Source organism: Cytobacillus stercorigallinarum (assembly GCF_014836495.1).
GTDB classification, from domain to species: domain Bacteria; phylum Bacillota; class Bacilli; order Bacillales; family Cytobacillaceae; genus Cytobacillus; species Cytobacillus stercorigallinarum.
Genome location: NZ_JACSQT010000010.1, coordinates 75,710 through 93,230 on the forward strand (window position 1 = coordinate 75,710; position 17,521 = coordinate 93,230).

General features: G+C 36.7%; 23 protein-coding genes. 17 read left to right on the forward strand and 6 right to left on the reverse strand.

Features of this window, described 5'->3' with window-relative positions:
* Positions 1-814 precede the first annotated feature (814 nt).
* On the reverse strand, positions 815-1,252 hold the full coding sequence (locus H9655_RS17860; protein ID WP_191816652.1) for a cell wall hydrolase: 438 nt from the start codon (positions 1,250-1,252) through the stop codon (positions 815-817).
* A 213-nt stretch (positions 1,253-1,465) separates the two neighbouring features.
* Between H9655_RS17860 and H9655_RS17865 the strand changes: the two genes are divergently transcribed.
* The 9 genes from H9655_RS17865 to H9655_RS17905 all read left to right on the forward strand — a co-directional run bounded on the left by H9655_RS17865 (position 1,466) and on the right by H9655_RS17905 (position 8,053).
* The gene (locus H9655_RS17865; protein WP_191816653.1) at positions 1,466-2,011 is read left to right on the forward strand and encodes an RNA polymerase sigma factor; all 546 of its coding nucleotides are present in this window, start codon (positions 1,466-1,468) and stop codon (positions 2,009-2,011) included.
* Positions 2,008-2,469, forward strand: a complete 462-nt coding sequence (locus H9655_RS17870; RefSeq protein ID WP_191816580.1) for an anti-sigma factor — start codon at positions 2,008-2,010, stop codon at positions 2,467-2,469. Before H9655_RS17865 ends, H9655_RS17870 begins: the two co-directional genes overlap by 4 nt.
* Positions 2,466-3,533, forward strand: coding sequence for a hypothetical protein (locus tag H9655_RS17875; RefSeq protein ID WP_191816582.1), 1,068 nt, complete (start codon positions 2,466-2,468; stop codon positions 3,531-3,533). The genes H9655_RS17870 and H9655_RS17875 overlap by 4 nt, the downstream gene beginning before the upstream one ends.
* A 7-nt stretch (positions 3,534-3,540) precedes the next feature.
* The gene (locus H9655_RS17880; protein ID WP_191816584.1) at positions 3,541-4,470 is read left to right on the forward strand and encodes a hypothetical protein; all 930 of its coding nucleotides are present in this window, start codon (positions 3,541-3,543) and stop codon (positions 4,468-4,470) included.
* A 98-nt stretch (positions 4,471-4,568) separates the two neighbouring features.
* Entirely contained in the window at positions 4,569-5,351 is a 783-nt protein-coding gene (locus tag H9655_RS17885) for a tyrosine-protein phosphatase (protein WP_191816586.1), read from the forward strand.
* A 223-nt stretch (positions 5,352-5,574) separates the two neighbouring features.
* On the forward strand, positions 5,575-6,384 hold the full coding sequence (locus H9655_RS17890; RefSeq protein WP_191816588.1) for a glycerophosphodiester phosphodiesterase: 810 nt from the start codon (positions 5,575-5,577) through the stop codon (positions 6,382-6,384).
* A gap of 127 nt (positions 6,385-6,511) precedes the next feature.
* Positions 6,512-7,051 (forward strand): GNAT family N-acetyltransferase, encoded by a 540-nt coding sequence (locus H9655_RS17895; protein WP_191816590.1) that lies wholly within the window; start codon positions 6,512-6,514, stop codon positions 7,049-7,051.
* A complete protein-coding gene (locus H9655_RS17900; protein WP_191816591.1) occupies positions 7,051-7,506 on the forward strand; it encodes a GNAT family N-acetyltransferase in 456 nt (151 codons plus the stop codon). The genes H9655_RS17895 and H9655_RS17900 overlap by 1 nt, the downstream gene beginning before the upstream one ends.
* A 4-nt stretch (positions 7,507-7,510) precedes the next feature.
* Positions 7,511-8,053: a histidine phosphatase family protein gene (locus H9655_RS17905; RefSeq protein ID WP_191816593.1), complete on the forward strand. Its 543-nt coding sequence runs from the start codon at positions 7,511-7,513 to the stop codon at positions 8,051-8,053.
* A gap of 527 nt (positions 8,054-8,580) precedes the next feature.
* On the opposite strand, the gene H9655_RS17910 is transcribed toward H9655_RS17905, so the two are convergent.
* Complete coding sequence (locus H9655_RS17910; RefSeq protein ID WP_191816595.1) at positions 8,581-9,078, reverse strand: hypothetical protein; 498 nt, start codon at positions 9,076-9,078, stop codon at positions 8,581-8,583.
* Positions 9,079-9,181: 103 nt separating this feature from the next.
* On the opposite strand from H9655_RS17910, the gene H9655_RS22545 reads away from it, so the two are divergent.
* The 3 genes from H9655_RS22545 to H9655_RS17920 are packed head-to-tail and all read left to right on the forward strand — an operon-like array spanning position 9,182 to position 10,328.
* Complete coding sequence (locus H9655_RS22545) at positions 9,182-9,505, forward strand: hypothetical protein (RefSeq protein ID WP_225230728.1); 324 nt, start codon at positions 9,182-9,184, stop codon at positions 9,503-9,505.
* A complete protein-coding gene (locus tag H9655_RS17915) occupies positions 9,502-9,870 on the forward strand; it encodes a VOC family protein (protein ID WP_191816597.1) in 369 nt (122 codons plus the stop codon). The genes H9655_RS22545 and H9655_RS17915 overlap by 4 nt, the downstream gene beginning before the upstream one ends.
* Positions 9,867-10,328 carry a GNAT family N-acetyltransferase gene (locus tag H9655_RS17920; RefSeq protein WP_191816599.1) on the forward strand — a complete coding sequence of 154 codons (462 nt, stop codon included), beginning with the start codon at positions 9,867-9,869 and terminating at the stop codon, positions 10,326-10,328. The genes H9655_RS17915 and H9655_RS17920 overlap by 4 nt, the downstream gene beginning before the upstream one ends.
* Positions 10,329-10,354: 26 nt before the next feature.
* Here the strand turns inward: H9655_RS17920 and H9655_RS17925 are convergent, their stop codons facing one another.
* Complete coding sequence (locus H9655_RS17925) at positions 10,355-11,548, reverse strand: MFS transporter (RefSeq protein ID WP_191816601.1); 1,194 nt, start codon at positions 11,546-11,548, stop codon at positions 10,355-10,357.
* Positions 11,549-11,759: 211 nt separating this feature from the next.
* Here H9655_RS17925 and H9655_RS17930 point away from each other — a divergent pair, with 211 nt between their 5' ends.
* The 4 genes from H9655_RS17930 (at position 11,760) to H9655_RS17945 (ending at position 13,606) form a co-directional block, all read left to right on the forward strand.
* Positions 11,760-12,359 (forward strand): histidine phosphatase family protein, encoded by a 600-nt coding sequence (locus H9655_RS17930; protein WP_191816603.1) that lies wholly within the window; start codon positions 11,760-11,762, stop codon positions 12,357-12,359.
* The gene (locus H9655_RS17935; protein ID WP_191816605.1) at positions 12,349-12,804 is read left to right on the forward strand and encodes a hypothetical protein; all 456 of its coding nucleotides are present in this window, start codon (positions 12,349-12,351) and stop codon (positions 12,802-12,804) included. Before H9655_RS17930 ends, H9655_RS17935 begins: the two co-directional genes overlap by 11 nt.
* 69 nt (positions 12,805-12,873) lie before the next feature.
* On the forward strand, positions 12,874-13,290 hold the full coding sequence (locus H9655_RS17940; protein ID WP_191816607.1) for a hypothetical protein: 417 nt from the start codon (positions 12,874-12,876) through the stop codon (positions 13,288-13,290).
* Positions 13,291-13,306: 16 nt separating this feature from the next.
* Complete coding sequence (locus tag H9655_RS17945) at positions 13,307-13,606, forward strand: hypothetical protein (protein ID WP_191816609.1); 300 nt, start codon at positions 13,307-13,309, stop codon at positions 13,604-13,606.
* A gap of 2 nt (positions 13,607-13,608) precedes the next feature.
* Here H9655_RS17945 and H9655_RS17950 read toward each other — a convergent pair whose 3' ends face one another.
* Positions 13,609-14,202 carry a hypothetical protein gene (locus H9655_RS17950; protein WP_191816611.1) on the reverse strand — a complete coding sequence of 198 codons (594 nt, stop codon included), beginning with the start codon at positions 14,200-14,202 and terminating at the stop codon, positions 13,609-13,611.
* A 118-nt stretch (positions 14,203-14,320) separates the two neighbouring features.
* Here H9655_RS17950 and H9655_RS17955 point away from each other — a divergent pair, with 118 nt between their 5' ends.
* On the forward strand, positions 14,321-14,614 hold the full coding sequence (locus H9655_RS17955) for a hypothetical protein (RefSeq protein WP_191816613.1): 294 nt from the start codon (positions 14,321-14,323) through the stop codon (positions 14,612-14,614).
* Positions 14,615-14,712: 98 nt separating this feature from the next.
* Here the strand turns inward: H9655_RS17955 and H9655_RS17960 are convergent, their stop codons facing one another.
* Both H9655_RS17960 and H9655_RS17965 read right to left on the reverse strand, forming a co-directional pair.
* Positions 14,713-15,924: an MFS transporter gene (locus H9655_RS17960; RefSeq protein ID WP_191816615.1), complete on the reverse strand. Its 1,212-nt coding sequence runs from the start codon at positions 15,922-15,924 to the stop codon at positions 14,713-14,715.
* A gap of 327 nt (positions 15,925-16,251) precedes the next feature.
* On the reverse strand, positions 16,252-17,484 hold the full coding sequence (locus tag H9655_RS17965) for a helix-turn-helix domain-containing protein (protein ID WP_191816617.1): 1,233 nt from the start codon (positions 17,482-17,484) through the stop codon (positions 16,252-16,254).
* Positions 17,485-17,521 lie beyond the last annotated feature (37 nt).

Consider the following 17,521-nt stretch of genomic DNA (forward strand, 5'->3'; position numbering starts at 1 on the left):
GAAGCTAATGGGAAGTGGGGAAAAAATATAAGCAACGCAAAAGGAAATATCGATGCTCATAAGAAGATGGAAAAAGAAGTGAGCAACGTAAAGAGGAATATCAATGTTAATAAGCAGTGGGAAAAAGAAATGAGCAACGTAAAAGAAGTAAACGTTGCTAATAAGAAAGGAAGGTAGAATATAAGCAACGCAAAAAGGAAAATCGAAGCTAATGGGAAGTGGGGAAAAAATATAAGCAACGCAAAAGGAAATATCGATGCTCATAAGAAGATGGAAAAAGATATAAGCAACGCAAAGAGGAACATCAATGCTAATAAGCAGTGGGAAAAAGAAATGAGCAACGTAAAAGAAGTAACGTTGCTAATAAGAAAGGAAGGTAGAATATAAGCAACGCAAAAAGGAAAATCGAAGCTAATTGGAAGTGGGAAAAAGATATAAGCAACGCAAAAGGAAAAATCGATGCTCATAAGAAGATGAAAAAAGATATACGCAACACAAAAGGAAAAATCAAAGCTTATAAGCAGTCAAGAAAAGATATAAGCAACGCAAAAAAGGATTAACACACCAATAGACTCAAAAAAAAGAAACACAATCAACACAAAGTGGGAAAACTCAACAAAGAACTAAAAGCTCCCCATCCCCATACTAAAAATCCCCTTGCCACACAAACAGCAAAAACATTTCCCCCGTGTGATCCACATACTTTTATAAAACGATTATTCAATCATCTCCACTAGCCCAATCAATTCAATCATCTGATAGACATAATAAAAGGAACAACTCCCCATGTTGGAGAGCGTTCCTAACTACTTCTTTACACATAAACACTGTCACATGTGTTAGCGATGGGCTCGTAATAGCAGTGGTTTTTAAATTGGCCGGAAAAAGGTTGGTTGTACCAAGTAGGCGGGCAAGGGGCATATGGATTGAAATACCAGAGTGCATATTTAGCAGGGTGCTCACGCCAATATTTCAAATTTTTCTCGGCGAGTCTTTTTTCTGTGCTCCTTGCTCTGTTGTAAAAGAGGTTCCCTTTCTGTACGGCTTCGAATGAATAATTACCGCCTTGCACATGATAAATGACATCCTCGATTGTTCGAACATCTTTAAAGTCAAGACAGTCAGCGATTGCACGATTAACGATTACATTGCCTACGTATAACATTCCTTGCTTTCCTTCACCCTCAGCTTCGGCTCTCATCATCCTTGCCATTAAATCCACGTCGGAACTTGTATAAGCTACTCTCATGATGTTCTCACCCCATAGTTAAGAATATGAAGATAAAGTCATATTCATGATTGAAAATGTCTAGAACCCCGTATTTTGCAAAATATAAGTATAGTCAAGCAGGCTAATTTTTGCTTGAATAAAGCTAGTGAAAAAAATTTTATCTTTTGTGTAGGGGAACGATGACTGTTTAACGTCTATTATGATGGAAGCTAAAAAAGAAAGGGGGAGAGTGACATTAGCGACCAAGTTCTTATCCAAAAAATATTAGATGGAAACGATCATGCCTTCCGATTGCTTGTCGAAAAATACCGCAACGAACTTTTTAAAGTGACGTTTGCGGTATTGCGTGATCGGAATGCTGCTGAAGATGCCGCACAAGAAGTGTTTTTGAAAATCTATCACTCTCTCCCCCAATATGAGGATCAAGGTTTTAAAACATGGATGAAACGAATCGCCGTCAATCACGCGATTGATATGAAAAGAAAAAAAGAACGACAGCGTGAAGACATCATGGAAGTGATTGATTTTGATATGAGGGAATCTTCACATGGTAATATTGAAGCAAAGTTCCTGAGGAAAGAAACGGTAGAGTTAGTCAGACAACGGATTCATCAATTGCCAGAAGGCTATCGTCATGTCATTTATGATTTTTATATAAACGAAAAAACTTATCAACAAATGGCAGATGAGCAAAATGTGCAAGTGAAGACCATTGAAACAAAATTATACCGGGCACGTCAATGGATGAAAAAGCATTGGAAGGAGGACGATTTTTCATGAAACATTACAGTTATGAACAATGGACGAATTATGTGAAGAATGAATTAGATGGTGAAGATAGAATTCTTTATGAGGACCACCTCTATACCTGCGATCAATGCTTGGAGGTCTATCTGACGGCAATTGAAGCAGAGGAACTTCCAGATATTATAGATGGAACAGCTTTTACCGACAACATTATGGCTCAATTGCCAATTGAAAATAATAAACAAGATACAAACAATGAAACATTCCCTCGTAAAGCCACAGCGTTCTATAAGAAAACGATTTTTCATTATGGGGTAGCGGCAGCGATGACTTTATTACTTATGTCAACGGGGTTTTTCCAAACGCTCACACAATACGCTGGAGATGTGGAGAGTAAACAGTTTAAAGAGGATAAAGCCTCTATAACAGAAGGAATTATGGATAAAACATTTGCTTGGATGGATACAAAGAAGGAGGAGGATAAAAAATGAAAAACCCTTTATTGGCATTTTTATTAGGTTTTTTCCCTGGAGGAGGTCTTTTATATTTAGGCGTCTTCCTCCGCGGAATGACCTATTTAATAGGTGAATTTGCCCTCATTGCCTTTACAATTTTCATGCTTTCAGTTGGGGTAGGAGGCGAAATTTTACTTGTTATTTTTGCTGGTGTGATTCTTTATATTATCAATCTCGTCGATACAGCTATTATGGCTTCAAAGTTGCTAAAGAATAAACAGGACCCGTCCTCTAAAGTCGCAGAGGAACTGGATTATGAACGGTTCCGTACCATTCTTTTATCTTTTATTCCAGGCGTTGGGCATTTTCATTTAGGATTAATGAATAGAGGGATTACCTTATTAACGGCTTCACTGGGTTTCTGTATTATGGTTTTGTTTGTCGCTTTTTTAACCGATCGTGGAGAATTTATGGTCTTTCTTTTACTATTCCCAGTGATTTGGGTGTACAGTTTCTTTGATGCGATTCAACAATTGAATAAAAAGCAAAAAGGGGAAGAGCTCGTAGACAGAACTTTATTAGACGATATTGAAAGAGGAAGAGAAGAGGGGCGTAAAAGCAAAGGGCTTGCTACTTTCTTATCTATTTTCCCGGGGGCAGGTCATTTGTATTTAGGACTGCAGCGAAGAGGGATTCAATTAATGGCTGCATTTCTTTTCTCTATCTATATTTTGGACGTTCTACGTTTAGGTATTTTCCTGTTTCTCATACCAATCATATGGTTCTATAGTTTTTTCGACGGTTTACAAAAATCCTCTCGCTATGGAGAAGAAGAGTTAGAAGATGTACCGATTGTTTCTTATTTTGAAAATCATCAAAAATGGTTAGGAATAGGGTTGGTTGTAGTTGGTTTGTATTATATGACTACAAATGTCTTATTGCCGGCATTTGCACCAAGTATCATTGAATTGTTGAATATTGACGTCTGGTACTGGTTTAATCGTTATTTCCAAACAGCCATTGTCTGTATCGTTTTAATTGGTGGCGGGTTAAAGCTCTTATCTGGAACAAAAGAAAAGAAAAAAATGAAGAAGGGGTGAAGAAAAAATGAGGACATGGAGAGTAGGAACCTTTTCAATGGGGGCATCACTTTTATTTTTGGGCGTGTATTTGCTTCTTTCACAAATCCTTAAGCTGGATGTCTCGCGTATACTTATTTCATGGTGGCCGATTATTTTTATTATTTTAGGCGGCGAAATCTTGCTATATTTATTTTTCTCAAAACAAGAAAAGCCTTACTTGAAGTATGATATCTTTAGCATTTTATTTGTGGGTGTGTTAGGAACAATTGGTATTACCATTGCCCTTCTTAGTATGACAGGTATTGTTGATAAAGTGAGTGCCAATATGGACCTTGAACATAGAACAGGTGATTTACCAACATTCGATTTTGCTATGAATAATGATGTGAAAAGAGTCGTTGTTGATTCAGGCTCAACTGGTATAAGTGTGGAAGGATCGACAGGAAAGGAACTGTCTGTATTTGGTACGTACACTGCCACCCAATTAGAGAAAAAACCATTAATTACGGATGTTGAAGATTATATGACAACTACTGTAAAGGGAGATACCTTATACATTGCATTTAAGGAGCTACCACGTGAGTCAATCGCAATGTTTCAAAATTATAGTACCTTGGATCCGACACTTGTGATTCCACAAGATGTAACACTAGAAATCGACGGGAATTATAACGAAATTTCGATGAAGCCTCGTCAACTAACAGCGGATTGGGACGTAAATAACAGTTCTGCAGTGAATGTGTACATGAGTAAAAATAGTAATGCCCAGCTTGTTGTATCAGATGTTGGAGACCTTAACTCTGAAAAAGAACCAAATGAGATGGTTCTTGCAGAGAAACAGGATGAATATGATGAACAACAAAGAGTGGAAGAAGCCATTCTTAAATATGGCGATGGTAAATATACCATTTCAATCAATAATAGTGATTACTTGCAAATAAAAGATAAAGAGTGATTTGAGGAGAAGCCGGCTTATAGTCGGTTTTTTTGTTTTTTAAAACATTAAAATGATGTTAAAATAAATGATTAAAAGCGTAGTTAGGAGAACAATTGATGGCGACGATGGAATGGAAAAGACTAGAAGGGGTATATAACTTCAGAGATATCGGTGGACTTGTTACGAGCAACGGATTACGGATGAAATCAGGTCTGCTTTACCGATCAGATGAACTGTCTCGTTTGACTGAAGCGGATATGCACCTTTTTCGAAAGTTAAATATAAAAACAATTTGTGACTTAAGAACGGTGTCAGAAGGAGAGTCAAAGCGAGCGAAAATTCATGAAGAACAACATCTCTCAGTAGTGAAAATCCCTATTCAAGACCCTAGTTGGGAATTGACGCGAAAAGGAATGCTAAAATTTTTACTAACCGGTGCGAGGCATATGAATTTTGAAGAGTTGATGCTTAAAATGTATCAGCATATGGCGTTTGGTTGTCAAAGGGAAATTAAACAAATCTTTGACCTCATAGTTGAAAAAGAGCACGCGCCACTGCTTATTCATTGTACAGGAGGGAAAGACCGGACTGGTTTTATGTCATCGTTAATCCAATTAACAGCAGATGTGCCATACGATAGAGTAATGAAAGAATACCTCTACTCCAATGATTTGATTGAGCCCAGAATGAAGAAAACCGCAAAGGCACTAAAGATAGCTAGCCTTTTCCGTTTGAAGGAAACAGATATTCAACCAGTGCTTGAAGTACGAGAAGCCTATCTTGAACAAGCCTATAAAGCTATATTTTCTAAATATGATACAATCGAGGAATATCTTATGAAGGAATGCTCAGTTGAGAGCGAAGTTATTGAGAAATTAAGAAGAAGGTTATTGGATTGATTAGATTACACGGAGAATAATGGAAAATGCCTTTTAGGGGTGAAAAACTTTTCCTTTTCTCCGTTCTATGTAGTTTTGCTTACACTCTTTGTAAAAAATTATAAGTAAATAAGACTGAATATTTTTACTTTAAAAATATATCTTCTACACAACCTTTTTATATTCTCTTCAAGTTCCTCCTATATCATTTGATTCGAAAGATAAAATAAAGGAGTTGGGGAATTTGAAGAAGGTATTACTTTTTTGTTTATTAGCGACAGTGGTTTTTGTGACTTTGCCTTTTGGTGAGGCTGAGGCAAGTAGGAAAGAAAAAGAAATTGCGAATGTGGCGCATCGGGGGGCTTCGGGCTATGCACCAGAAAATACGATCGCAGCATTTGATTTAGCTGTTGCGATGGGTGCAGATTATATTGAGATTGATGTGCAAAGAAGTAAGGATGGCAAGTTAGTCATTTTACATGATACGACAGTCGACCGCACAACTGATGGAACTGGCAAAGTAGGCGATCTCGATTTTAAGGAGTTAAGACAACTAGATGCTGGTAGCTGGAAAGGTGAGGAATTTGCAGGAGAAAAAATTCCTAGTTTCGATGAAGTCCTCGATCGTTATAAAGGAAAAATCGGTATTCTCATTGAACTGAAAGCGCCAGAGTTATATCCTGGTATCGAGAAGCAAATGACGAAAGCATTAAAGAAACGGAAGATGGATAAACCGAAAAGAGAAGAAATTATTGTCCAATCCTTTAACTTCGAATCCATGAAACTGGCAAATAAATTATTACCAAGAATGCCCATTGGCGTATTAACTTCATCTTCAAACGATGTCAGTGATGAAGCGCTTAAAGCCTTTCGAAAATATGCCGATTATTTTAATCCGAGTATCGGTCTCGTGAATGAAGAACTCGTCAAAAAGGTGAGAAAAAACAAAATGAAAATCCAGTCCTGGACTGTTCGTACACCTGAAGCAGCACAATTTTTAAAAGAAATGAAAGTGGATGGCATTATTTCTGATTATCCGGATTATGTATATTAAATAGTGGGGCAAGGGCGTTTTCAAAACGTCTTTGTCTTTTTCTATTTCCAGAAAAGTAATTTATAGTAAAAATATTTAATGTTAAAGTATAATTGTACAAAGTCAAGGATGAAAGGTGTGATAAGGAATGCTCGCAAATGAACATTTATATTTAAGAAAGATGACTGTTGATGATATACCCATTTATCATAAATGGCGAAATGATTTAGATGTGATGACTTATACAAGTATGGATTTAGATAGATATACATATGAAGAAACAAAGGATTTCGTCGAGACAGTCATTCTAGGGGCAACTGATTCTAAATGCTACATCATTGAGGAAAAAAGTCATCAACGTCCAATCGGCATTATTTCATTAGTGAATATGGACATGAAAAATCGCAATGCTGAACTGATTATCGATATTGGTGAAAAAAATGAATGGGGTAAAGGTATGGGTACTACCGCTGTTCAATGCATTTTAGATTACGCTTTTATGGAGTTAAATCTTCACCGCCTGTCATTGAAGGTGTTTTCATTAAATACAAGAGCACAGCATGTTTACGAAAAATTAGGGTTTATCGAAGAAGGTCGTGTAAGGCAATGTTTATTTAGAGAAGGCAAATGGTTTGATATGATCCATATGGGTCTATTACAAGAAGAATATATGAATAGGAGGAAATGATGAACATACGGTCGTACAATCATAAAGACAAACAACACATTCTACAATTATCAGCTCGACTGAGTGATATTACTTTTCTTGAACACCGTCATCCTGAACAGATGCAGCAAAAACAATTGGAAATGGCACAAGCCTCAATTGATGAGAATAGTGATAATATATTTGTCGCAGACGAGGAAGGTGTGTTTTTAGGATATATTGAATGTAGGATAGAAGAGGATTATTTTTCAAAAGAAAAGCAAGTGTATATATCTGCTATTGTGGTCACTCCTGAAGGTGAGGGGAAAGGAGTTGGTAGGCAGTTGATGCGTTTTGCAGAAACTTGGGCAAAAGAAAAAGGAATCAAAGTCCTCGTTCTAGAAGTGTTTTCCGAGAATCAACGTGCCGTCCAATTTTACGAACATATCGGATATTCGCAAGAGATCGTGAAGATGACAAAAGTAATCGGGGGTTAATAAAGTGAAAGAAATTTATATCGTCAGACATTGCCAAGCAACTGGGCAGTCACCAGATGCTGAACTAACCATAACGGGCCAGCAACAAGCAGAAGAGTTAAAGGTGTTCTTTCATGACAGGCAAATTGATCGTATCCTCTCTAGTCCATTTTTACGTGCTAAACAAACGATCGAACCGTTAGCTGAAAAAATTGGCATAACTGTGGAAGTGGATGAACGTTTATCCGAACGTGTGCTGAGTACAACAAGCTTAGAAGATTGGCAAGATAAGTTAAAGGCCACTTTCGATGATCCGGATTTATATTTTCCTGGTGGTGAATCAAGCAGACAAGCAATGGACAGAATCTCTCAAGTCATAGAGGAAATAAGAAGCAGTGAGGCTGAGCATGCAATCATCGTTGCCCATGGAAATATTATTTCCTTACTACTAAAAAAGTATCAAGTGTCATTTGGGTTTGACGAATGGCAAGCATTAACAAATCCTGATGTCTATAGATTAAGAGAAACACCAGATGGATTTAGTGTAGAGCGGATATGGGTAAGGTGATTTTAAGGATTTGTTACTTAAGTATCAGCGCCGTTATTGGCGAGCGGAAGATTATTATTCGACAACGGAGAAACCGCTTGAAATTTCTTCTCAAGTGGTGTTAGAGAATTGAAAATCAAGAAGGTGCAGAAATGGATATTCCTTAGGAGACGGGAAGGCGATTGTTTTACCTCCAATACCGTATACCATTGCAATAATTATAATTATTTTTTTATTAGTACGTTGGGCAAAAAAACTTGAAACGAAAAAAATTAGGATTTTATTTTATTTTTTAATCAGTACTTATGTGCTCCCGGTTTATACAAGTTCTAGTGAAGAGGGATATTTTCAACTGTTCATACCAATCGGTTTTATCTTTATTCTTCTTCATTTAAAAACATCAGGAAAGTATCATCATTCAAAGTTAAAAGCTAGTATACTAGGATTCAGTATAGCAGTGTATCAAATGGTGCTTCCATATATATAGCTCTTTATTTACTTCTAAAGAAGGTTACTCTTTATCAGCAAAGAATAACCTTCTCCCTCATTTATTCCTCAGAAAAAACAAATCTTTCTTTCAGTGGGCGTCCTTCATTGCCTTTTTCTGTCCAGATGATTTCAACTTCAAGTTCTGTTGCTTTTTCAGCTAGGATAAAGTTTGTGAAATTGTATGGGGAGCCATTATTTAATTGTGCGGCAAGCGTATACTTTTGATCTTCTGAAATTTGCCTGCAATCCAGTGCTTCCGGACAACCGTGTAGTGCATACTTTGTTGTTGATTTTGGTTCATTTCGGTACATTGAAATTTCAGCAGTCATGAGGTTGTTCTCTCCCATGTTTTCAACTTTCAAAGACCGTGTATCATAATGACCGACCTTGGATTGCTGTTTTACTTGCTTACCGACGCCTTCACTTATTTCCACTGACCAATGTTGTGATGATTGCTCGACAGGTAAGGTGTCGAAGGTAAGGGCACTAACATTTGATACAAGACCAAGATAGATGAAAATGAAAAGTAATATGACTATTCTTCTTTTTTTACGCATATTGAACAGCTCCTTTTGTAATAAGATTCTTTTTATTATGTCGTTAGATGAAAGGAATATTCTTCTAAAAAGTAGAAATATAGAGTTGAATAAAAGAAGGAGTATGACTGATGGAATTGTCAGGTTGAATGAAGTGGCGCAAGGACGGGAGCTTTTTGTTAATCAAGCAATTGCATTCTTCGTTAGAAGACCTTATTTGTTATTGTGGCGGCAAGCATGTGTATATGGCAGAATTCGTCACGGATGCAACTGTTCGTTCAAAAGGATAGGGAGGAAAGCTAATTCAATTGGTGAAACTTGGAGCAGACTATATTTATCTTTAATCAGCCTTGTCACGAAAACAGCTCATCGTTTTTATGAAGAAAAACTGGACTTTCCTAAATGCTCTATTCTTTCGGAAAAGAATGATAAAGGAGGTAAACTATGATTATAGGAATTCATCATGTACAATTAACGATTCCGAAAGGGGCAGAAGAAGAAGGCAAGCGGTTTTATTGCGAAGTTCTGCAATTAAAGGAAATTGAAAAACCAGCTTCATTGAAAGGGAGAGGTGGTTTTTGGTTACAGGTAGGCGACCGTGCTGTCCATGTTGGCACGGAGAATGGATTCGATAGAACGACTACAAAGGCACATATTGCTTATGAAGTAGATAATCTATCCTTTTGGAAGGAAGTGTTATCGCAGCAAAACATTAGTTTAATAGAGGGTGTCCCTATTCCAGGTTTTGACCGTTTTGAATTTAGAGATCCGTTCGGCAATCGTGTAGAAATGATTGAAGAGATTAGTAAATGAAGACGTTGATGACTGAGAGATGTGTATTAACTCCGCTCTCTATGAAGCATCTTCCCACAATGGTGAAATTGTATCGGAATGCTGAGGTCCGCAAGTATCTTGGTGGGATAAGGACAATTGAAGAAGTAAAGGAGCAAATGGGGAATATGTTAATGAACTTATCTTGGAAGTATTGGATCGTATTAGATAAGCATACATATCATCACTTAGGATTCATCGCCCTTACCCCCCACCATTGTGAGGCAGATATAGAAATTTCTTATCAATTTTTTCCCGATAGTTGGGGGAAAGGGTATGCAAGTGAAACCGTTCATGAAGTGTTGGTGTATGCCTTTTCTAAACTAAACGAGCAAAAGGTTGTCGCTGAAACACAAGTAGCTAACGAGCGTTCGTGTCAACTTTTAGAAAAACTTGGGTTCATTATTGATTGTTATAATTATCGTTTTGGAGCAAAATAAGTGATTTATAGATTAGAGTAAAATGCTTAAGCTGTATGATGTTTGCTAGAAACACGAGTGCTTTTTAAGAAGGAACCAATCGCTAAAAAGAGTATGAGCCCACCAATATAAAGATAGATGTTCCTAGTTGGTAATGGCAAAGAGGCAAATAAAATCCCTAAAGGCATCGTTACTCTTAAAAAAAGGAGACGGATGGCACTTAATTCTGCTAATTGATCCCTCGGAGCTACTCTCTGGAATTTTGCTACACTCTGTGCGTTAAATAATGGGAATAATAAACCCCCGAGTAGCTCGCAAGCCCATGCAAGGGTTATGGATGGTGTAAGAGACAAAAGCATAAAAGAGAGTCCGCCTCCAAACAAACCGAGGTATAGCGTTACATTGTTCTTAGGCAACTTCGCTAACAAAAACGTACCTAGTACATAACCAAATGGAAAAGCAGCGGCAAATAGGGCATACTCCCAGGAAGTGCCGCTTAATTCTTCACGAAAAAATGGGATTTTTATCACCATTGTTGCTCCTACAGCAAACTGTACCGCTGAAGCGAGAAGGGTTAACTTCCATAAAGAAGGATAGGAAAAGAAGGTTTGATACCCTCCTATGATTGCTTGGCGCCAACTTTTTTTATTTTTGTTGACTGACGAACTTGCTGTTGAGTATGGCAATTGGTGAAGTGAAAAAGCACTAAGAAGAAAGAGCGATGTTGTGAGTAGATAAAGAAAGTGTAAAGGTAAGAAGAGTAATAAGACAGAAGCCATTCCTGGTGCGATAAAGCTCATTAATCTTGTCGTTGCATCGAGTGAACTATTGGCTGAGACAAGCTTGTTATCTTCACAATATACTGGGATTAATGAGAATGAAATACTAGCATAAATTGGTTGCAATATACCTATTGTACATTGCAGAATCACGAGCACTACTATGGTTATATCGTTTATGCCTACTATGCTCCCTAATAGAGGTAAAAGATAGACCGCTGAGCGGAAGAGTTGGGTAATAAATAACACTTTCTCTTTATTGATATTGTTCAAAAAGGGGGCACTTAAGCTTTGAACAAATAGTGATGGCAGGAAGTAACAAAGCCACATGGTTGCCATCCATTCCTTTGAACCCGTCAGTTCATATAGTAGTAAGCCATTTATAATCCCCCCGATAGCACCACCAAATTCAGAAATTAAATTTCCCAACCATAGGATTTTAAATGACTGCGTATGTAACATGAATTGGCTCCTTTCCTATAATGGATAAATAGATTGTCTATATTCTATATTTTTAGAATTATTTATTCAATATATTTCGAATAAAAAGAAAAGGAATTTGTTCTCCTTGATAGAATATTTTTAAAAAGAGAATGTATAATTTAACCTTTAATGAGAGGCTTTAACTATATGAATGATCCTTGTGAAAAGGTGGACATAGATAGAGTTAGATATGGAAAGCGAAGTGAAACGGATGGAAATTAATTTAATCAGACATGGCGCCTCCATTCATAAAGAGAATAAACGAATAGATGGAGCTGGGTATCGTTCGTGGATAGAAGTTTATGATGAATCCGGAGTCGAACCAATGGAACGCTATCCAGCATGGACTATCGAAAAAATCAAAAAAGCACATACATTGCTGACGAGTGATTTGTTACGGGCGAAGGCGACTCTTCATCATTTAGCTGTCAATCAAAATTATGCGGCTCATGCTCTTTTTCGGGAGGCCGAGCTTCCTCATGTTTCCTTAGGTAAGTTTTTAAGGCTAAAACCAAATCAATGGACACTCTTTTTAAGAATTGCATGGTTTTTAGGTGCCAAGCATGGGTGCGAGTCTTATCGTGAAGCTAAAGAGAGAGCAATTGCCGCGGCTGATTTTCTTATAAAGGAAGCGCGAGAAAATGGATCGGTCTGTTTAGTCGGACATGGGATTTTCAATCGCCTCATTGCTAAAGAGTTAGAAAAACGACAATGGGAAGGAACGATTTATCATACACATTGGAGCTGTAGTACTTATATTTTGCCAAAGGGGGGTCCAAATGAAGCTTAAATATAGTCTGTTCATTTTAATGATTGTTTCACTTTTCGGATGCACAAAGGAACCCGCTTTTGAAGAATTTAAGGAAGAAATGTTAGCTGAACAATCGTCCTATCAAACTCATGTATTGGCATATGAAGAAGCAAAGGAAGATAATCAAGCAGAAGAGATGTTAAGGGAACTAGAAATTTTATATGAAGAGGCAACGAAGCTAGCAAGTTTATACAGCCAATATCCGCCACCTGAAAATCTAACTGAAAGTATGTTATCCGTATTTGAAGGGGCGAGTGCCGATCTCTCTACAGCTTTCTCATTAAAGGCTGAGGTACATCAATTAGAGAAAGAAGTTTTAGAAACGGGATTAGATCAACAGGATGACATCAACCGATTAAAGACGGAAGCCAATGAGTTTGAACAATCAGGATTGAAAAAGCTTGATCGCATCGCAAGTTCATAATGGTAAAATTCATATAGTTTTCAAAATTATGTTATAATTAGAGTATCCAATTGAATGAGAGGTGGCAATATGTTTCGACGAAAATTGATTGCAGCTTCCATTACAAGCGTGCTTTACCCACTGACCTTATCTTTCATTTCAATAGTAGAAGATCCTTCTTATTTCATAGAATACCTTGGTCTTGTCATGGTGTATAGTCTTCCAGTTATTTATATCTATGGAATAGCGACTTCCCTCGTTAGTGATTGGCTTGCCAGTTTACTTGCTAAGAAGAAAAATAAGCTAGCTATCTTCCTTACCTTTCTCTTCCATACTATATTTGGACTCGTTCTCCTACAAATTAGTTTAATTGCCGCTTGGTTGTTTTTTATTATCGATCGTTTGTTAAAAAGGAAACAGGAAAACTATCAAACAAGGACAGCACTTTTAAGTTTTCTTTTACCGATATGCTTTTTTATATTCTTTCTAGTGTTAATCAGTATTTAATGAAAGGGGAGGTTAAATGAACGCTCAACCACAGGAACAACAGGTAGTTACCTATGTGGAAAAACGAGAAATAACAATAAGGTCTGTTTTAAATATTTACGGTGTTTTCGCCATTTTAGGGTTTCTCTTAGGGATTTTCACCACCCCACTTTCCTTGAATGAACAATTACAGTTTGTTTATCATACTGACTATTTATTAAAAGGAGAGAAGCTCATTAGCCTCCTTCTTTTCTTATCAGTAAGTGCGCTGATTTATTTTCCAGTTCTGAATATGTTATACAAGCAATTAAATAAACGAGAAGAAACTAGTGTCTAATCTTATTTGGGTTGGGTATGGTCACTATGCTCCCTCTCATCTTTATCTCTATTCTCCATCGTTTCTTGCTGCTTATCAGTGTAAGCTCTTTGCTCATTGCTTTGTTTATTTTTTTGTCTTAAATAATCGGAGCGCTCCCCGTAATAGATGAGGTCAAAAATCGCCCGACCGTTAGTAGGTTGCCCATCTGGCAAATAAACAGGGACAATATCAAAAAATACATAATAAAAGCAATAAAAGATAAATGTTTGCCAGAAAATATTATTTGGTAAGATCCCTTCTAATACAAGCGAATTAGCAATAATCGCGCAACCACCTGTCGTTAAAATAGGAGAAGCATAAATGAACCCGTGCCAAAAGCGTCCGCTCGGATTTAATTCTTCATACTCCATCCAGCTATTCATAAAGAAGTATCTTCTCACCTCGATAGTAGGTACTTTAAATAATACTGGCCCACTGCCAATCACTAACTTCTTTTCTTTGCTACCTAAAATGGTCGCTGCTAGGTAATACCCAAACTCTCGAACGATTGTTGTTAATGGCAAAATGATGATAGCAGATAATAAAAGTCTAAGCCAATCAAAAAGATCAAACACGATAGTCACACTCCCTAGCAAGAATATATAGTTTCTATTTAGTCTCATTTCTGATGAAATAAACTTTTTAATATACATTTTTGAAAAATAGATAAAAGGTAGGAGGTAAAGCTTTTCTATGGAGATCACGCTCGGTTTTTTGCTTTGTAGTGTTTTAGTGGTAATTGGTTTGGTGATCCAACGTAAGGGGAGTGTCAGTTTTATCGCTGGTTATAAAGAGGGAAGAATAAGGAATGAAAAGAAGCTAGCCAATCGAATAGGGTTGACTGTTATCTTCTTTGCAGTGGAATGCTTTTTACTTATTTTGATTCACTTGTTACTCTTTCCGCTAAATGGTTTATATATTGGGATATTGGCGGTTGTTCATTTATTTGTTGTCTTTGCTTTGTTTGTTCATGCGGTTATGGTTTAAAACCATTATTGAATTTTGGTATATATCATGCATCTTATTACAGATGAAAAAGAAGAAAACTTCCCTTAAGATTAGTGGGAAGTTTTCATTGCCATCATTTACGTTTGCTTCACATTTCCTTTAACAAAAACCTGTTGATTAACCTTTATCAAGACACTAATCACTGCCATTAAAGTGGCAGAGATGAGAAAAACAAGCTGCGCATTAAACGTTTCAGCGAGCCACCCCATTAGCAAAGCGGAAATGGCGAAAATACCTGTGCCCAATGCGCCTAGTGCGGCATAGACCTTTGATAACTGTGTAAGTGACACACTCGTTTGAATCATTGTATTTTGCGGTATGCCTTTTATTTGTATAGAAGCACCAAATGAAAAGGCAAGGATAAGTGCAAGAATGGGTATCGTATTTAAAGCGAATAAGAAAGTACTAAAAAACGCTGCGATGCTCCCTAACAGGAACACCTTTCGTATCTTGTTTTCTACTAAATTTGCATACTTCATACAATAAAGACTGCCGAGAATGAGCCCAAGGAAGTAAGCGCCATTTATCCAGCCCCACCATTGATGGTCGGCTTGTAGCCTTTCATTCACATAAACATAGAGAATAGCAGCGAGCCATACTGTAGCTGCGATAGAGTCGAGCCCTTCAATATAGGCCATTTTTCGCAATATCGGTGTTCGGTACAGGATGTTCCAGCCTTCTTTCATTTCGGCAAGCGGAGACGGCAGTTTTTCGTTTGATCCTTGTATGTTGTTTAAGAAAGAAAGTAAACAACTAGATAAGAAGAATAAACCAATCACTATCCACAGTAAGTTGTTGCTGCCCATACTAATGAGCAACATACTACTGATGAACCACATGCCAGCTTGAATGATTTGTGTAATCGTATCGAAAAATCCATTTGCTTTTACTAATTGTTCACTACTTACATAGTGAGGAATCAATGTTTGGCTAATCGGATTCGCACAGCCATCGAGAAAGCCGATGCCAGCAATGAGCATAAAGACGATTAAATACGGAACAGCAACCATTTCAGTTACAAGCAGGGTGAGTAGGATAATAATGATCGTTTTCCCAACTTGTGAAAAGGTGAGTAACCATTTTAAATTCCAGCGGTTCATCGCAAGCGGTGAGAGTAGGCTTGATAGAAACATAGCTGATGTTATCGTAAAAGGAACAAATGCTGTAGAAAAGCTAGATCCTGTCCATTGATACATCATATTAATGATAGAAGTAATATAAAGAATATCCCCCATATTCGCAAGAGACTGCCCGGATACTAATAAAGCAAAATTTTTGTTTTGAAACATGATTATTTTCCCCCAAGTTTAGTTCATCTAATGTTAGATTTTTAGGGGGTAAATCAAATCGGATTATTCAAAAATTCCTCAAACTCCTTTCACATAATAGAAAGATAATGGGGGGCTCACTTTCTACAAATTTATCTATATGGAATAGAACTGGCTTTACATTATTTTATCTTTTAGCTATTCGTTTAAAAGACTAACTTTTCCTTTGTTTAATCAAACTTTTAAGCTTTTATTTGTAGTATAGATGAATAAGGATACCAGGGAGGGAATACCCATCACCACTTATGACTTTCTACAGTGTAGAAATCATAAGTGGCATTTTAAAATTTATATAAGCTGAACAGCTTCTTCTAATAATTCTATGGTTAGGTGAGGGGAAGAATTTATTTGATTCATCTCGACTAATTCCTTCAATGATGTTTTCATTAAGGAAAAGTGTTGATGTTCTTTGAAATACGGGAATGCCTTTTCTGCTAAGTATTGTAGATATTTCTCTTGTTCTTCTTCTAATTTATACTCCAATAAATTAAAAAGGTGAATAAAAACATCTTCTTCTAGTTCTTGTGCTATTCTTTGTCCTTCGATAATATTTTTTCTTAAGGTTTTTTTACTACTTAAATTACCTTCAACCGCAACGAGATTATAATTGAAAAGGCGATGAATGTAGACTTTCCCTTTTTTATTACATAGGCGTAAAGATTCCTTTAGGTATTGATAAGCCTCATTATATTCTTTTCTTTTGAGAAGTGCGTTGCCAAGATTATTCAGTAACATCCCTTTTTTTTCGTTATCATTAATTAGTTCACAGGCATAAATTAATCGGTTATACATAGGTTTCACATCGATATAAGGATCTTCAGATATGTGTAATAACAATATGGACTCCGCCTTAATTGCATCAGCGTAATGATTAATTTCTTTAAAGTATTTTAACGCCTTTTCTGCATACATGTATGCCATGACTTGTCTTCCTACATATTGATAAGCAAGTGCTAAATGATAATAGAATTCCTCATTTGGGTAATAGGCAATCTGGATCTTATTGAAAATAGCAATGGCTTCATAATGATCATCTTTTTTAGATGAATAGCGGATGAGATACCACCCTTTCATATGAAGTAAAAAATTTTGTTCATAAGGGTTCATCCATGCTTCCACTTTGGCTAAAGAACCTAAGAGGGCTTCGATCTCCTTTTTCTCCTCCTTTACAAACCAATATCGTAACATTACGAGTTGATAAAAATAGGCATACTTAGTAGATAGTAAGTACGGTATATTATTTAAGATTCTTCGGTAAGACTCTACTTGTTTGATCTTATTCAACATCAAAGCTTCATTGAATGAATGCAATGTTTTTTCGATTTCCTCGAACTTCTCACTTTCTTTTTGTAGATCAATTTGTAACTTTTGCGAAAACAATTGAATAATTTCTAATGAATAATCTGTTTTACCATTCTCAATTTTACTCACATGTGTTGCGGTACAAATACCGTCACCTAATTGTGATTGCGTCATACCTTCTTTTTCTCTATAAAATTTAATAATATGGCCTACTGACAATGGTACTTACCCCCTAGATCTATTTAATTAATAATGT

Bases quoted from the DNA above. Each gene is read 5' to 3' on its own strand.
- H9655_RS17870 (WP_191816580.1), top strand. From the start codon at position 2,008: ATGAAACATTACAGTTATGAACAATGGACGAATTATGTGAAGAATGAA.
- H9655_RS17875 (WP_191816582.1), top strand. From the start codon at position 2,466: ATGAAAAACCCTTTATTGGCATTTTTATTAGGTTTTTTCCCTGGAGGA.
- H9655_RS17880 (WP_191816584.1), top strand. From the start codon at position 3,541: ATGAGGACATGGAGAGTAGGAACCTTTTCAATGGGGGCATCACTTTTA.
- H9655_RS17885 (WP_191816586.1), top strand. From the start codon at position 4,569: ATGGCGACGATGGAATGGAAAAGACTAGAAGGGGTATATAACTTCAGA.
- H9655_RS17895 (WP_191816590.1), top strand. From the start codon at position 6,512: ATGCTCGCAAATGAACATTTATATTTAAGAAAGATGACTGTTGATGAT.
- H9655_RS17900 (WP_191816591.1), top strand. From the start codon at position 7,051: ATGAACATACGGTCGTACAATCATAAAGACAAACAACACATTCTACAA.
- H9655_RS17910 (WP_191816595.1), bottom strand. From the start codon at position 9,078: ATGCGTAAAAAAAGAAGAATAGTCATATTACTTTTCATTTTCATCTAT.
- H9655_RS22545 (WP_225230728.1), top strand. From the start codon at position 9,182: ATGACTGATGGAATTGTCAGGTTGAATGAAGTGGCGCAAGGACGGGAG.
- H9655_RS17915 (WP_191816597.1), top strand. From the start codon at position 9,502: ATGATTATAGGAATTCATCATGTACAATTAACGATTCCGAAAGGGGCA.
- H9655_RS17920 (WP_191816599.1), top strand. From the start codon at position 9,867: ATGAAGACGTTGATGACTGAGAGATGTGTATTAACTCCGCTCTCTATG.
- H9655_RS17925 (WP_191816601.1), bottom strand. From the start codon at position 11,548: ATGTTACATACGCAGTCATTTAAAATCCTATGGTTGGGAAATTTAATT.
- H9655_RS17930 (WP_191816603.1), top strand. From the start codon at position 11,760: ATGGAAAGCGAAGTGAAACGGATGGAAATTAATTTAATCAGACATGGC.
- H9655_RS17935 (WP_191816605.1), top strand. From the start codon at position 12,349: ATGAAGCTTAAATATAGTCTGTTCATTTTAATGATTGTTTCACTTTTC.
- H9655_RS17940 (WP_191816607.1), top strand. From the start codon at position 12,874: ATGTTTCGACGAAAATTGATTGCAGCTTCCATTACAAGCGTGCTTTAC.
- H9655_RS17945 (WP_191816609.1), top strand. From the start codon at position 13,307: ATGAACGCTCAACCACAGGAACAACAGGTAGTTACCTATGTGGAAAAA.
- H9655_RS17955 (WP_191816613.1), top strand. From the start codon at position 14,321: ATGGAGATCACGCTCGGTTTTTTGCTTTGTAGTGTTTTAGTGGTAATT.
- H9655_RS17960 (WP_191816615.1), bottom strand. From the start codon at position 15,924: ATGTTTCAAAACAAAAATTTTGCTTTATTAGTATCCGGGCAGTCTCTT.